This is a genomic window from Thermogemmatispora onikobensis (assembly GCF_001748285.1).
Classification (GTDB): Bacteria; Chloroflexota; Ktedonobacteria; order Ktedonobacterales; family Ktedonobacteraceae; genus Thermogemmatispora; species Thermogemmatispora onikobensis.
This window is the reverse complement of the sequence record NZ_BDGT01000028.1, coordinates 15,254-29,503: the sequence shown is the minus strand read 5'-3', so window position 1 is coordinate 29,503 and position 14,250 is coordinate 15,254. Positions and strand designations below refer to the sequence as shown.

Sequence of the window (14,250 nt, the reverse complement as noted above, 5' to 3'; positions counted from 1 at the left end):
AAGCTGGAGCGGAAACGGCAACGAGCATAGGCGACGCTCCGGCACCTCACCCCAGTCCTCGTTCGATCGCTTTCCTGCTGTCCCGCCCTGGCCGGCCCGGCCTGATCCTCTTGCCCGACCGGTCATTGCTTGCTCGACGGCAAGCAGGCAATGAGTCAGAGTAAGAGAAAAACAGATGAGTCTGCGTTATGCAGACTCATCCTCAGAATAGGCGGCAGAGCGTTCGCTGCGCGTCACCAGCAGCGGTTTATGCCGCTGGGCAATAACGTCGCCGTTAATGATCACCTTTTTCACATCGGCGCGCGAAGGGATCTCATACATCACATCAAGGAGCACATCCTCGATGATGCTGCGCAGGCCACGCGCGCCAGTCTTACGCTTCAGTGCACACTCTGCGGCGGCTTCGAGCGCATCAGGAGTGAAGACCAACTCGACGCGATCGAGCTGGAAGATTTTCTGATACTGCTTGACAATGGCGTTCTTCGGCTCCGTCAGGATGCGGATGAGCGCCTCCTTATCCAGGTTATCGAGGGCCACCACTACGGGAAGGCGCCCGATAAACTCGGGGATCAGCCCGTACTTGAGGAGGTCCTCGGGAATGACCTGCGAGAGCACGGTCTCCTGAGCGCGCTGCTCAGGCTCGTCCACCGTTTTCTTGAAGCCAATGGTGCGGTTGCTGCCCAGGCGCTGCTCGACGATCTTATCGAGTCCTTCGAAGGCGCCGCCGCAGATAAAGAGAATATTCGAGGTGTTGATCTGAATAAAGTCCTGATGCGGGTGCTTACGGCCACCCTGGGGGGGCACATTGGCAATCGTGCCCTCGATGATTTTCAGGAGGGCCTGCTGCACACCTTCGCCGGAGACATCGCGCGTGATCGAGGGATTGTCAGACTTGCGGGCAATCTTATCGATCTCATCGATGTAGACGATGCCGCGCTCGGCCCGCGCTACATCGAAATCGGCGGCCTGGATCAGGCGCAGCAGAATGTTCTCCACATCCTCGCCCACGTAGCCAGCCTCGGTGAGGGCCGTGGCATCGGCGATGCAGAAGGGCACATCGAGGATCTTGGCCAGCGTCTGCGCCAGCAGGGTCTTACCGCAGCCGGTGGGGCCGATGAGCAGAATATTGCTCTTTCCCAGCTCCACGTCATCAATCTGCATGCCCACGCTAATGCGCTTATAGTGGTTGTACACCGCCACAGCCAGCGTCTTCTTGGCCCGCTCCTGCCCGATCACATACTGGCTCAATTGCTCATAGATCTTCTTCGGAGTGGGAATCTTCCCGGTCTGAAGACGCGGCTTGCTAAAGGTGGCCTGCTCCTCCTCGATGATCTCCCGGCACAGGTCAATGCACTCATCGCAAATATAGACCCCTGACGGGCCGGCAATCAGCCGTTGGACCTGATCCTGGCTCTTGCCGCAAAAAGAGCAGCGATAGGTTGTGCGAATATTCTTAGAGTTTGCCACGTCCGTTGTTACCTTTCCCTCAATTACGACGCTTGAGTCCTGGCTGGAGTCTTACTGCTGGCCTCCGGTGTCAGCCGGTGCCCCCGCATCTTCTACTACTATTGTAGCAGGAGAGGAAGACGGTGCCTCGCTGGTTCGCCCGGTCTCCGGCTCCGACCCGCCCTCTGGCTCCGAGTCGGCCTCCGCCTGCGCCACAGTGGCCTCACTCGCTGTCTCCTCTGACTGCTGCGCTTGCTCTTCGCTCTCCTCGCCCTGCTGCTCCTTTTCCTCCGCCGGACGTGTCGCCAGCTCTACCAGGCGCGAAAGCGCTTTCTCGCGCCGCAGCGTGATGATCAGCGCCCGCACCTGGGCCTCGCTGCGCTGCAGTGGCTGCCCCGCCTGGGCATACATGCGAAAAACGCCTTCAACTTCTTCCGGCGTGACCTCGATCCCTTCCTGCCTGGCAACCTCATCCAGGACCAGCTGCTGCTTGACGCGCCTCTCTGCGTCCGGCTCCAGCTCCTTCATGTATTCCTCCCGGCTCTTGCGCATCAGCAGGAGATACTGCTCGAGCGACATACGCTGTCTCTCCAACATGTGGGACAGCTCATGCAGCATGTCCTCGACTTCCTCCTTGATCAGAACCGGATGGAGGACAATGTTGGACTGAGCCACCACAGCCTCCAGCACCTTATCACGCAGCTCCTGGCGCTTCTGTCGCTCTTTGCGATCCTGGATGGCATCGCTGATGACCTTGCGCAGGTCCTCCAGGGTCTCGTACTGGCCAACGCGCGCGGCAAAGGCGTCGTCCAATTCGGGCAGGACCTTCTCCTCAACCTGATGGAGGGTCAGCTCATAGTGGGCCTCTTTGCCGGCCAGCTCCTCATTGCCATAGTCGGAGGGAATGGTCAGAGTGAAGCTCTTGCTCTCACCGGCCTGCATGCCAACGATTTGCTCATCCATACCGGCGAAGAGACCGGGCCGATCGGCGGCCAGTTCGAAGGGATTCTCCTTGTAGTCGGAAATGGTGCGCCCCTCGACCGTCAGTTTGAGATCGACTGTGACGCGGTCCCCCATCTGGGCAGGACGTTCGATCTTCTGCCAGCTCGCATACTGGTTACGCAGCGCCTCCAGTTCCCGCTCGACCTCCTCCGCCGTCACCATAACCTCTTCATCCTCAAAGCGTAGCGAGCGGTAGTCGCCCAGCTCTACGGGGGTCAGGATGGGAACCTTCAGGCGGAAATGATAGGGCTGCCCCATCTCAAACATGGGAGCATCCAGCTCCGGCTGCGCGAGTGGAGTAAGTTGGTGCTCCTTGAGCGCCTCACGGTAGGCCTCGCTGATCAGGTCGTCAAGACCTTCCTGATAAATGTACTCCTTGCCTAACCTGCGCTCGAGCAAGGAGCGGGGGGCCTTGCCCCGACGAAACCCCTGAATTTCAACCTGCTGCACCAGCTTACGATAAGCCTTTTCCGAAGCCTTCTCCACCTCTTCCCAGGTGAGATCTACATCTAGAATGGCTTCGCTGCTCGCTAATTTCTCAACTGTGACCTTCACTGTTCCTCCAACACAAGCATCATCATCGTACGTACGCGCCGCCCGGCGTGCCGCCTGCTTGCTTGTTTGCTCCACTGACTGGCTGAGCGGTGGTTTGATCTGCTATGGCTCGATACAGGGCACAACAGAACAAGATGCGACGGACGAATCTGGTCTTGCTTGCTCGATCGACGCAGAGCTGTCACCCTCTGCCGCTTCCCGCCTGCCTCCCTCGGGCTGCTCGCTCGACGCGCTCACTTCTCCACCCGCCGAGACCGCGAACCAAACGGGAACTGCAGCGGGGAAGAGCACTCAGGGGAGCCAGATACGTGAGATAAAGCGTGCTTGCCTGGTTGCCTGCCCTCGTGCCGTCTGTGTGCTTCGCCTTGCCCTGTCGGTACCACTGCGCGCAGGCGCTCCGCCCCGCTCCGCTGGCAAATGGAAGGAGCCACCCCCCGCTGCAGGTGACCCCGGGATCTTTGTGATGGTGGGCGGTGAGAGACTCGAACTCTCACGGTTTGCACCAACGGATCCTAAGTCCGTCCTGTCTACCAATTTCAGCAACCGCCCATGATAGCCCTGCAGCGTTTCCACGCTGCCAGCCGTCGTGCTTCAGGGGTGCTGCTCCTCGCTCCTACACCCCTGCTGTCTGGTAAGGGGATGAAACGCTCTCACCTGAGTGATGATACATCAGGGGGGCTACCAGTGTCAAGGTGAGCACTCCCTCCGGCCAAAGAGGGGGAGCACCGGCCGCGGGGGAGCTCCTGTGCGCGGGCCGTTATCTACTGGGACCTTGCTCTCTCGCTGGACATTGCGTGCTATCATAAAGCTAAGGAGACGCCTGCCAGGCTAAGGTGCAGAGGTCATCTGAAGAGAGCATGGAGCAGCCGCCGCATTCCCCATCTACCTCGTCCTCGATGGACCTGGAACGACCCGATCTCTATATCAATCGCGAGTTGAGCTGGATTGAGTTTAATCGTCGCGTTTTTGAGGAGGCCCAGGATAGTCGCCATCCTCTCTTGGAGCGGGTGAAGTTTTTGTCGATTTTCGATACAAACCTCGATGAGTTCATGATGATTCGTGTGGCCGGGCTGAAGGATAAAGTGGCCGCTCGCGCCACAACGCCCAGTCCTGACGGCTTGAGCGCTGAGGAGCAGCTACGCGAGGTGCGTCGACGCCTGGCCCCTCTGGTACAGGAGGTGCGCCGCTATTGGCGTCAGGAGCTGCTACCACGCCTGGCAGAGCAACATATCTATATTCTCGATTATGAGCAGCTGGATGAGGAGCAGCGTGCCGCTCTGGCTGAGTATTTCGAGTATGAGATTTTCCCGGTGCTGACGCCGCTGGCGGTCGATCCCGGTCATCCTTTCCCGCATATCTCGAACCGCAGTCTGAATCTGGCCGTGGTGATTAACGATGCCGTCCACGGCGAGCGTTTTGCACGGGTGAAGGTCCCTCCGCGCCTCCCCCGCTTCATCCAGGTGCCGCTGCCGCTGCATGCCCGGACGGTCTCAGGCGTGCAACCGGTGGCCTTTGTCTGGATCGAGCAGGTGATCGCCGCCCACTTGAGCCGCCTCTTCCCAGGCATCGATGTCTGGGAGTCGTATCCCTTCCGCGTCTTGCGCGATGCCGATATCGAGCTGCAGGAAGACGAGGCTTCGGACCTGCTGGAGGATGTGGAGAAGAGCGTCCGTGAGCGCCGCTTTGGCTCGGTGGTCGATCTGGCGGTCAATCCGTCGATGCCGCCGCGCATCCGCAGTTTGTTGCTCGATAATCTGGAGATCGAGGCCTCGGATCTGACGGTGATCGATGGCCCACTAGGCATGGGCGATCTGATGGAGTTGCATGCCCTCAATCGTCCCGATCTGAAGGACCCACCGTTTACTCCGCGCGTGCCCCACTTGCTCTCGAAGTACTGCGGCGATCTCTTTGCTGCTATTCGCGAGCAGGATCTGCTGCTGCATCGCCCTTACGATAGCTTTGGCGTGGTGGTGGACTTCATTCGCGCCGCGGCCACCGATCCCCAGGTCTTGGCCATTAAGCAGACGCTCTACCGCGTGGGGACGAATTCACCTGTGGTGCATGCTTTGCTGGAAGCGGTTGAGCATGGGAAGCAGGTGGCCACCCTGGTGGAGCTGAAGGCGCGCTTCGATGAGGAGAATAATATTGAGTGGGCACGGGCATTGGAGCGGGCCGGCGTCCATGTGGTCTACGGCTTGATCGGCTTGAAGACCCATGCCAAGGTGGCGCTGGTGGTGCGCCGCGAACCCGATGGGCTGCGCCGTTATGTTCACCTGAGTACGGGGAACTATAATGCGCTGACCGCCCGTACGTACGAGGATCTCTGCTTGCTGACCTGCGATCCGGTGATAGGAGCCGATATCTCGGATCTCTTTAACTCGCTGACCGGCTATTCTCGCTTGAATGCGTATCGTAAGTTGCTGGTGGCCCCGGTCAGTCTGCGCCGCGGTATCCTGGAGCGTATTGAGCGGGAGATCCGTCTGCGGCGCGAGTATGGCTACGGCTTGCTGATCTTTAAGTTGAATGCGCTCGTTGACCCGGAGATTATTTATAAGCTTTATGAGGCCTCCCAGGCCGGGGTGCAGGTGGAGCTGATTGTGCGCGGGATCTGCTGCCTGCGACCTGGCATCCCGGGGGTGAGTGAGAATATCCGCGTGCGCAGCATCGTGGGCCGCTTCCTGGAGCATAGTCGCATCTTCTACTTCTACAATGGCGGCGCCGAGGAGCTGTTTCTTGGAAGCGCTGATATGATGCAGCGCAATTTGAATAATCGGGTGGAGACCCTGTTTCCCCTCGAAGATCCCCGCCTGCGTCAGGCCATCCGTGAGCGAGTGCTGGAGGTGCTGCTGGCCGATACGGTCAATGCCCGCGAGCTGCTGCCGGATGGGACCTACGCCCGGATTCGTCCGCATCCGGGTGAGCCACCGCTGGATTGCCAGGCCTGGTTTCTACGCCACCCTCTGTTAGAGGAGGACGATAGCGATGAGGCTGGCCCGACCATTAGCGCGCTGCCCTCGGGCGCTTGATTCCTCCTGGCTGCCCAAGTTCCTCCGCCTGACGCCTGCCATACGCTGAGATGATGATCCCCCAGCCCCAGAGATCAGGGTCCTGCAGCTCATGCTCGGCTTGCTCAAGCAGGGCGGCCAGGGCCGTCGGGCTCATCAGTCCTTGCTGAATGATCAGCGGAGCCGCCAGACGGACTTCGGCCAGGCATTGTTGTAGAAAAAGAGTGGTGATTGTTCCCGCTGGCCCGGCGCTTCCGGCCTCTCCGTCTTGCATGGGGCCTGGCTGCCGCCCCAGGTCGGCAATGTGAACTTCGTAGGCAACCTCTTGCAGGCCCGCCGCGAGGAGCATGCCGTAGAGACGGCTGGCAACGCCAAAGCTGAGCCCGCTTTCGTCCAGGGCATGGCCAAGCCGATACCAGCAGCGATTGAAGAGCTGACGCAGTTCAAGGAAGGCGCTGCTGCTACTTTCGCAGAGTTCGATCTCGACCAGGGTGAGCCAACCGCGGGGACGCAGGACGCGCCGGCATTCGGCGAGCAGCGCCGGCCAGGCGTCGGCGGCGATAAAGCGCGCGCAGGCACGCATGTGCAGGAGGTCAAAGGAGCTTTCGGCCAGAGGAAAAGGACGGGTGAAGTCCGCCTGGCGAAATTCAAGCTGGCCCAGGCCAGCCCGATTGCGCCGGGCCTGCGCTCGCTGCAGCAGACGCCGATCAAGATCGATCCCACAGATGAAGAGCTGCGGATAGCGCCGCGCCAGGGCAAAAACCCACTCACCACTGCCACAACCCACATCAAGGACACGCTCTACACCTTCGATATCAATATTTTCTGGGAAGAGACGCCCGCCTTGCATTTGCAGAAGATAGCGATGGCGAATGCTTTCTTCGCGCACTTCTGGAGGAAGCTCGGCAGGACCTGTGAGAGCGGGAGCGGATGCCCTCCTGCGTCGCATGCTGGCCTGCCGAGTCTGCTGCTCTTGAAGGCCGCTTGACTGGCCTTTGTTCGTCAATGACTGGCTCATGATAGCTCTATCGCTTTCGCGCCGTCACCGAGACGAGGACCCCAGAGGCGCAGAAAGCTTCGGTCTCGAGATCGCGCTCTGCCTCGGTGAGGAGCCTGGCATAGGTGGCTTCGTCACAGCCACCCTGCTCCAGGACGAGGGCCTTCTGCAGGGCCAGGTCTTGCAGGAGACGCCGAGCGCAGGCCCGGCCCATGGGATTGTTCCACCCGCCCAGGTCTACAGGATAGAGCCGATAGCGCACTTGCCCAAACCCTTGCTGCCGCAGGAGATGGCCCAGGTGAACGCTGCAGTCGACGAAGGGGCCAGTGCTCCTTTCAGGCACGCTGGCAAAGCTGTAACCGAGCGCTTGCCAGGCGGCAACGGCGAGGGAACGGAGACGCTGGTAGGCGCTGCTGGAAGAGGGGCCGGCAAGAAAGGCGACGATGTTGATCTGACCACGGAGCCGCAGCACGCGCTGACACTCTTGTAATAAGGTCGGCCAGGCCGCCGGGCGCAGTAGTGGACCCATGAGGAAGAGATGCACCAGATCAAAGAAGTCGGCGGCAAAGGGAATGGGCCCGCCGAGATCGATCTCGGCGATGTTTAGCCGTCGCAAGATGGCTCCATCAAGCCGTTGCCAGCAGGCAGCCAGGGCCTGGGCGCTGGTAAAAAGCGCTACGACGCTGATGGACGGACGAGCACGCGCCAGCGCTTGTGGCCAGGCCAGATCGCCATAGCTCAGGTGCAAGACACGCTTGAGACGCCTGGTATCAATCTCTGGCGGCAGGAGCCCGTGTTGTGCGTGATACAGATGCTGTAGCTCCTCCAGCTCTGGAACACTGTATGAGAGTGGTGCTTCAGGGTGGGTGTGATCCATCACACGCTGTCCTCTTCCCCAACCAGTACACACTCAGCAGACCATCGCGCAGCTACGTGCACTTCAGCTCGCTCGCAGCGGCGCTACCCTCTCTTGCTTTGACCTTCCTGGCCCTGCCCGATCGCTTCTCAGGTTGCTTGCCGCTCTATTGGCACATGAGCCAGGTCTGGCGGCACGCTCGACCCTGTTCGACCGGCAGCTGAACAGTAATGTACTTTATAAATATGCATTGATAATGACGAGCGAGCCGACTCCCAGTAACAGGGGGAGCACCAGAGGAGTGAGCCAGCGAACCAGCGAAGTTGCTGATTGGCAGAGGTTGACAGGCTGGCCTACGGGGGCTATATGGTTAGAAGATGTACTTCCTTTGAAGCTTCTACGTCGCTACAACGGGCAAGGACAAGGAGCATAGCCATGCAGATCATTCGTTACCGCGCTGCGGACGGTCGCGAGCGCGTGGGGCTGCTCACCGACGAGGGCGCGGTGCGGGCCTTTCCCGATGCCGGACAGCGTCTTTCTGACCTCTGGACCCTGCGTCTCGCCGAGCTGCGCGCCTTGCTGAGCGCGGTCGCTGCACGTGGTGAGCCAGTGGAGGTCAGGCCGCCCTGGCTGGCGCCGATCGATGGAGAGAGCGAGGTCTGGGCGGCAGGCGTGACCTACAAGCGTTCCGAGGAGGCGAGGCGCGAGGAGAGCGCCACGCCCGACATCTATGCGCGTGTCTACACCGCGGAGCGTCCTGAGCTCTTCTTCAAGGCCAATCCGCGGCGGGTGGCAGGTCCCGAGGCCGCCATTGCAGTGCGTGCCGATTCCGACTGGGACGTACCCGAGCCGGAGCTGACGCTCGTCATCAATGCCCACGGGGAGATCGTCGGCTACACCATCGGCAACGACGTCAGCTCCCGCAGCATCGAAGGTGAGAACCCCCTCTATCTTCCCCAGGCCAAGGTCTACGCTGGCAGCTGTGCCCTTGGTCCGGCCATTATCCCGGCCTGGGAGATCCCCGATCCTTACGCCCTGAGCATCGAGCTGACCATCGAGCGCAACGGGCAACTGTGCTGGCAGGGTCGCAGCTCGACCGCTGATCTGCGGCGTCGCCTGGAAGAGCTGGTCGTCTACCTTTTCCGCGAGGATGAGTTTCCCGCCGGTGCCTTTCTCTGTACTGGCACCGCTTTGGTGCCAGAACGACCCTTTACCCTGCAGGCCGGCGACCTGGTAAGCATCGCGATCAGCGGTCTCGGAAGGCTGCGCAACCGGGTGGTGCGGGGCAAACTGGCCCTGCAGGCGGCGAGCGCAGGCCCGTGCTGCTGATTCGGCGAGCTGTCCGCCGGCTGTAGCGAGATGGTCCATTCCATAGAGGCGCCAGATCTTGCCCTGGCCGGCAGCGACCAGCGATCGGCCTCACTTACAGATGAACAGCTACGCAGTGCTTATCTTGAGCAGAGACGGAGGAAGGAGTGGTCTGTCTATGACCCTTGAACTACGTTCGTATATCGGTGGCACCTGGCGCGATGGCGTGCGTCTGAGCGACGATCTTAACCCGGCCCACCCGAGTGAGGTGGTGGCACGGACCTCGCTGGCAGGGGCGGAGCTGGCTGTTGAGGCGGTGCAGGCCGCGCGCTCAGCCTTTGCCGCCTGGCGCGCAACGCCAGCACCAGCGCGGGGCGAGATTCTGCGCAAGGCCGCCGATCTGTTGGAACAGCGTGCCGAGAGCGTCGGGCGTGACCTGACGCGCGAGGAGGGCAAGACGCTGGCCGAGGCCATTGGGGAAACCAGGCGCGCGGTCTCTATCCTGCGCTACTATGCGGGGCAGACCTTGGAGCCAGACGGGGAGACCTATCCGAGCAGCTCGCGCGTGACCTTCCTCTACGCCCGTCGCGAGCCGGTTGGCGTGGTCAGCGTTATTACGCCCTGGAACTTCCCGATTGCCATCCCTGCCTGGAAGATCGCGCCGGCTCTGGCTTATGGGAACACCGTGGTGTGGAAGCCTGCCGAGCTGGTGCCGCTAACGGCGGTCCACTTCACCCAGGCCCTCCTTGATGCTGGCCTGCCGCCTGGCGTCCTTAACCTGGTGCTGGGCAAAGGCTCCGAAGTGGGCGATCCCCTGGTGACCCATCCCGCAGTTGATGCCATCACCTTCACCGGCTCTAATGCTGTCGGTCGCGCCCTCCAGCATAAGGCCATCGAGCACGGCAAAAAGGTCCAACTGGAGATGGGCGGCAAGAACCCGGCAGTTGTGCTGGCAGACGCCAATCTCGACGTCGCCGTTGAGCAGGTGGCACGCGGCGCCTTTCTCAGCGCGGGACAAAAGTGCACGGCCACCAGCCGTGTGATTGTCGAGCGGGCCATCCTCCCAGAGTTTCAGGAGCGCCTTGCGACCCTGGCCCAGAGCTGGAAACTCGGTGACCCGCTGGAACCGGACACGCGCGTCGGCCCGCTGGTCTCGGAGGATCAGCTACAGAAAGTGAGCGGCTACCTGCAGCTGGCACGCAGCGAAGGGGGGCATTTCCTGGCAGGTGGCGAGTCGACAACGATCAATGGCGAGGGCTATTACGTCCGGCCCAGCATCGTCACGGACCTCGGCCAGAGCAGCCGTGTTGCTCAGGAGGAAATTTTCGGCCCCGTAGCAGCCCTCCTGCCCGCCGCCTCCTTCGAGGAGGCTGTGGCCCTGGCAAACGCTACCCCTTTCGGACTATCGGCCAGCCTCTTTACTACCAACCTCTCGCTGGCGCTGCGCTTCGCCTCCGAGATTCAGGCTGGCGTCGTCAAGATCAACCAGGAGTCGGCAGGTCTGGAGTTCCAGGTGCCCTTCGGCGGCATGAAAGACAGCTCCTCTGGCTCCCGTGAGCAGGGGAAGGCGGCACGCGAGTTCTTTACTCAGTGGAAGACCGTCTATATCGACCAGCTGCCCTGAGCTCCCTCTCCTGAGCAGAGCGGGCCGCGACCGCCATGAGCAGGCTGCCGGCGTGGCTCGCTCGTTCGCTCGCTCGCTCAGGTTAGCGCCAGGACGAATGGCCCTGCAGTGTGATCAGACCGCGCTGAGCGGCCAGGGCCACGGCCTCGGTGCGATTAGTGGCTCCCAGCTTGTTCATGATCGAGCTGACGTGAAACTTGGCAGTGCGCTCACTGATAACGAGGCGAGCGGCGATCTCCTTGTTCGGCAGGCCCTGAGCCAGTAAGCGCAGAACCTCCAGTTCGCGCTCGGTCAGTGGCTCGTACGGGTAGGAAGCAGCTTGCGGCCCGTTGCTCTGCTGACTCACCTGACGCAGCAATTTTGAGGCGACTACCGGTTGCAGGAGTGAGCCACCGCCCATTGTCACCCGAATGGCCTGGAAGATCTCCTCACGTGGCGCTCCCTTGAGCAGATAGCCACTGGCTCCGGCCTGCACCGCGTGCAGAATTCGCTCATCGTTATCAAAAGCCGTAAAGACGATCACTCGCGGCCTGGGTTCCAGCTCAAGCAAGTGGCGAATAGCCTCGACGCCATCCAAGACGGGCATCTCAAGATCCAGCAACACAATGTCGGGATGCGTCACGCGGGCCTGGGCGATGGTTTCCGCTCCATTGGCGGCTTCGGCTACCACGGTCAGATCCGGCTGCGTCTCCAGCACCGCCCGCAAGCCCTCGCGCACGACCGGATGATCATCGGCGAGCAAGATACGAATCGTCATAGCCAGGGGGACCTTTCTTGCTCCTGCCCCTGGTAGGGCAGATAGACGCTAATGGAGGTACCGGAGCCTGGCAGGCTTTCAATGCTGATCTGGGCCCCAAGCAGGCGGGCCCGCTCACTCATGCCGGCCAGCCCGAAATGACCTGCGCGTGCATACTCCTGGGCGCGCTCGGGATCAAAGCCCCGACCATTATCCTGAACCTGGAGCACAATCATCTTATCACGAACAGCCAGCGTGAGTGTGATCTGCTCAGCAGCGGCATGGCGCAGAGCGTTATTGAGGGCCTCCTGAGCGATACGATAGAGGCCGGCTTCGCAATGGGGCGAGAGAGAAGGAAAGTGGCCTGGTTCATCGCCCGGCCCCGGTCCAGGTGGCGGTTCATAGCGATACTCCAGACGGCTCCCGCTCTCGACGCGCAAGCGCCTGACCAGGAGAGCGAGCGCCTCGGGCAGAGCATGGTTCTGTAGGGGAGCAGCGCGCAGGTCCATCACCGAGCGGCGCGCCTCCTCCAGATTGCTGCGCGCCAGAGCCAGCGCGCGGCGAACAGCGGTCTGGGCCCGCCCGGGCTGCGTAGGAAGCAAAGCATCGGCGGTCTCTAGCTGCAAAGCGATCGCCGCCAGCCCCTGAGCCAGAGTATCGTGGATCTCGCGCGCCAGCCGGTTCCGCTCCTCAATGGCAGCCAGGCGGGCCGCGGCGCGCGTATGCTCAGCCGAGAGGCGTGCCCGCTGAATAGCCAGACCGATCTGATCGCCAATAATATGCAATAGCTGCAGCTCCGCTGAATGCAACTCACGCCAGTCCTCGCTGGCCACATTCAGCACGCCGAGCGGCGTCTCCCCGACATGGATCGGAACGCTGGCATGGAAACGCAGACCCCATGAAGAAGGATCACCCTCGCGTTCAGCGTTGCGCAAGCGACTGCAGCGCAGCACATTGATATTGGCCGCCCTGGCCAGATTCCCCCCCAGAAAGGTATCCAGGCAGAGACAGCGCCCGGTCATCCGCTCGGGGTGATCGGCGAGATAGGGGGGTAAGGACTGCGAGGCTGCCAGAAACGGCGCACCCTCCTCGTCAAGCAGCCAGACCCAGCCCGTCTTGAGTCCTAGCAGACGGGCCACCTGGCTTAAGACCTCCTGCAACGCCTCGCGGACATTCACCTTGCGATTGAGCTGGCCAGCAATAGTATAGAGGATGGCCAGCTCGCGATTGCTACCAAGCAACGAGGAAGCTTCTTGCCCTTCCTCGCTGGCAGCGACCAGATCCTCGCTGGCCGGAGCGTGGTGCCGTTCAGAATCCATCATGCTTTCACTTGACTGGCTGGCTGGCTGGCTAGCGCAGCATGGACCCCCATCCTACACTCTCCCCCGTGGCAAGCAGCTTGAGCCTGCCGCTGTACGGTAGCGAGGGCGGGCCCTGGTACATCCACCCACAAACAAACAAACAAATCAAGAAGGACCAGAATTCTTCCCTAGTATATCACACCGCTCCGGTCCAGGCTGGCCCCCCACAGAGCCAGAGCAGCGGAGCAGCCCACGCATGGAGCCCCACTCAGGACGGAATTGCCCGCCAACGGCACGCCGGCCCGTTGTCGCACACTCCCCTGCCAGGGACAGGCACAGGGACGGCATACAGCGGGCCGGCGCCAGGGGTTGCCAGGGAAAGGTGTCTACCACCACACGACGCTGACTCAGGCAGCCCCGACCGGCAACGACAGGGCACGCTGGGGCTGAGGCGCTGCTTCGCTAAGACCACAGGCCCGGACGAAGGCCGAGAAAACACGCGCACAGGCGGGAACCTGGCCATAGATCTCCTCGGGATGGCACTGGAGAGCCAGAACAAAGCGCCTGGTTGGAACCTCGATCGCTTCCACCACCCCATCCTCGGCGCGCGCAGCGATACGCACCCCTTTGCCCGGCTCCTTGACGGCCTGATGGTGAATACTATTCGCCCAAAACTCACGCTCACCTGCGATGGCCGCCAGGCAGGTTCCCGGCTCGATGAGCACCCGATGGACCACCTGGCTGCGGGGCAAATCCTGATTCATATGATGCAGGCTGCCAGTATATTGGCTCTCTAAATCCTGATAGAGCGTCCCCCCCAAAGCCACATTGAGCAGTTGCAGGCCACGGCAAATGCCCAAAATCGGCTTCTCCTCTTGCAGGGCCCAATGGGCCAGCGTCAACTCAAACTCATCGAGGGCGGGATCAGTGTCGCCAAGGCATGGATGCGGATCTTCCCCGTAGCGACGCGGCTGAATATCCTGCCCACCGGGCAGGAGTAGCCCATCGAGGTGAGCCAGCAAAGCCTCCAGCGAGGAGAGATCATGAACGAGCGGGATGAGCACAGGAACGCCCCCGGCATCCTCAATGGCATGGACATAGGCCCGATTGTTACCGTAGATCGGGCGTTGAGAGCCATGCCGGTAAGCCGGATGGCACGGAATGCCGATCAAAGGACGCATGATCTTAACAGCCTTTCATATAAGATTTCGAGTATGAATAATGAGCGCTATAAAAACAGAAGAAGCGGAACGCTTGTGATGCGTTCCGCTTCAGAGGAGATGCCAGATACTACACAACGAAACGCATCGCTGCGCAACCAAGCTTACGAAGCTCCAGCGTTACACGCTGAAGTCCACGCATAAGCATAAGCATCTCCATAAGGCCCATAAATGCACAAAAAGTCCGCGAAGCAAGGGTC

At 61.3% G+C, this 14,250-nt stretch carries 10 protein-coding genes and 1 tRNA gene; 3 read left to right on the top strand and 8 right to left on the bottom strand.

What is annotated here, in order from left to right:
• Positions 1 to 186: 186 nt before the first annotated feature.
• The 3 genes from clpX to BGC09_RS13160 form a co-directional block, all read right to left on the bottom strand.
• Complete coding sequence (gene clpX, locus BGC09_RS13170; protein ID WP_069804455.1) at positions 187 to 1,467, bottom strand: ATP-dependent Clp protease ATP-binding subunit ClpX; 1,281 nt, start codon at positions 1,465 to 1,467, stop codon at positions 187 to 189.
• 51 nt (positions 1,468 to 1,518) lie between these two features.
• Entirely contained in the window at positions 1,519 to 3,003 is a 1,485-nt protein-coding gene (gene tig / locus BGC09_RS13165; protein ID WP_069804454.1) for a trigger factor, read from the bottom strand.
• A gap of 464 nt (positions 3,004 to 3,467) precedes the next feature.
• Positions 3,468 to 3,552, bottom strand: a tRNA-Leu gene (locus BGC09_RS13160).
• 308 nt (positions 3,553 to 3,860) lie between these two features.
• Between BGC09_RS13160 and ppk1 the strand changes: the two genes are divergently transcribed.
• Positions 3,861 to 6,029: a polyphosphate kinase 1 gene (gene ppk1, locus BGC09_RS13155; RefSeq protein ID WP_069804453.1), complete on the top strand. Its 2,169-nt coding sequence runs from the start codon at positions 3,861 to 3,863 to the stop codon at positions 6,027 to 6,029.
• Here ppk1 and BGC09_RS13150 read toward each other — a convergent pair.
• Complete coding sequence (locus tag BGC09_RS13150) at positions 6,004 to 7,026, bottom strand: class I SAM-dependent methyltransferase (protein WP_069804452.1); 1,023 nt, start codon at positions 7,024 to 7,026, stop codon at positions 6,004 to 6,006. The two genes, ppk1 and BGC09_RS13150, sit on opposite strands and share 26 nt — an antisense overlap.
• Before the next feature lie 7 nt (positions 7,027 to 7,033).
• The gene (locus BGC09_RS13145) at positions 7,034 to 7,882 is read right to left on the bottom strand and encodes a class I SAM-dependent methyltransferase (RefSeq protein ID WP_069804451.1); all 849 of its coding nucleotides are present in this window, start codon (positions 7,880 to 7,882) and stop codon (positions 7,034 to 7,036) included.
• A gap of 414 nt (positions 7,883 to 8,296) precedes the next feature.
• Here BGC09_RS13145 and BGC09_RS13140 point away from each other — a divergent pair, with 414 nt between their 5' ends.
• Entirely contained in the window at positions 8,297 to 9,190 is an 894-nt protein-coding gene (locus BGC09_RS13140; RefSeq protein ID WP_069804450.1) for a fumarylacetoacetate hydrolase family protein, read from the top strand.
• Between the two features lie 157 nt (positions 9,191 to 9,347).
• Positions 9,348 to 10,793 carry an aldehyde dehydrogenase family protein gene (locus BGC09_RS13135; protein ID WP_069804449.1) on the top strand — a complete coding sequence of 482 codons (1,446 nt, stop codon included), beginning with the start codon at positions 9,348 to 9,350 and terminating at the stop codon, positions 10,791 to 10,793.
• 82 nt (positions 10,794 to 10,875) lie between these two features.
• Here BGC09_RS13135 and BGC09_RS13130 read toward each other — a convergent pair whose 3' ends face one another.
• The 3 genes from BGC09_RS13130 to BGC09_RS13120 form a co-directional block, all read right to left on the bottom strand.
• Entirely contained in the window at positions 10,876 to 11,550 is a 675-nt protein-coding gene (locus tag BGC09_RS13130; RefSeq protein ID WP_069804448.1) for a response regulator, read from the bottom strand.
• Positions 11,547 to 12,851: a GAF domain-containing sensor histidine kinase gene (locus BGC09_RS13125; protein WP_084658715.1), complete on the bottom strand. Its 1,305-nt coding sequence runs from the start codon at positions 12,849 to 12,851 to the stop codon at positions 11,547 to 11,549. The genes BGC09_RS13130 and BGC09_RS13125 overlap by 4 nt, the downstream gene beginning before the upstream one ends.
• Before the next feature lie 386 nt (positions 12,852 to 13,237).
• The gene (locus BGC09_RS13120) at positions 13,238 to 14,011 is read right to left on the bottom strand and encodes a gamma-glutamyl-gamma-aminobutyrate hydrolase family protein (RefSeq protein WP_069804446.1); all 774 of its coding nucleotides are present in this window, start codon (positions 14,009 to 14,011) and stop codon (positions 13,238 to 13,240) included.
• Positions 14,012 to 14,250 lie beyond the last annotated feature (239 nt).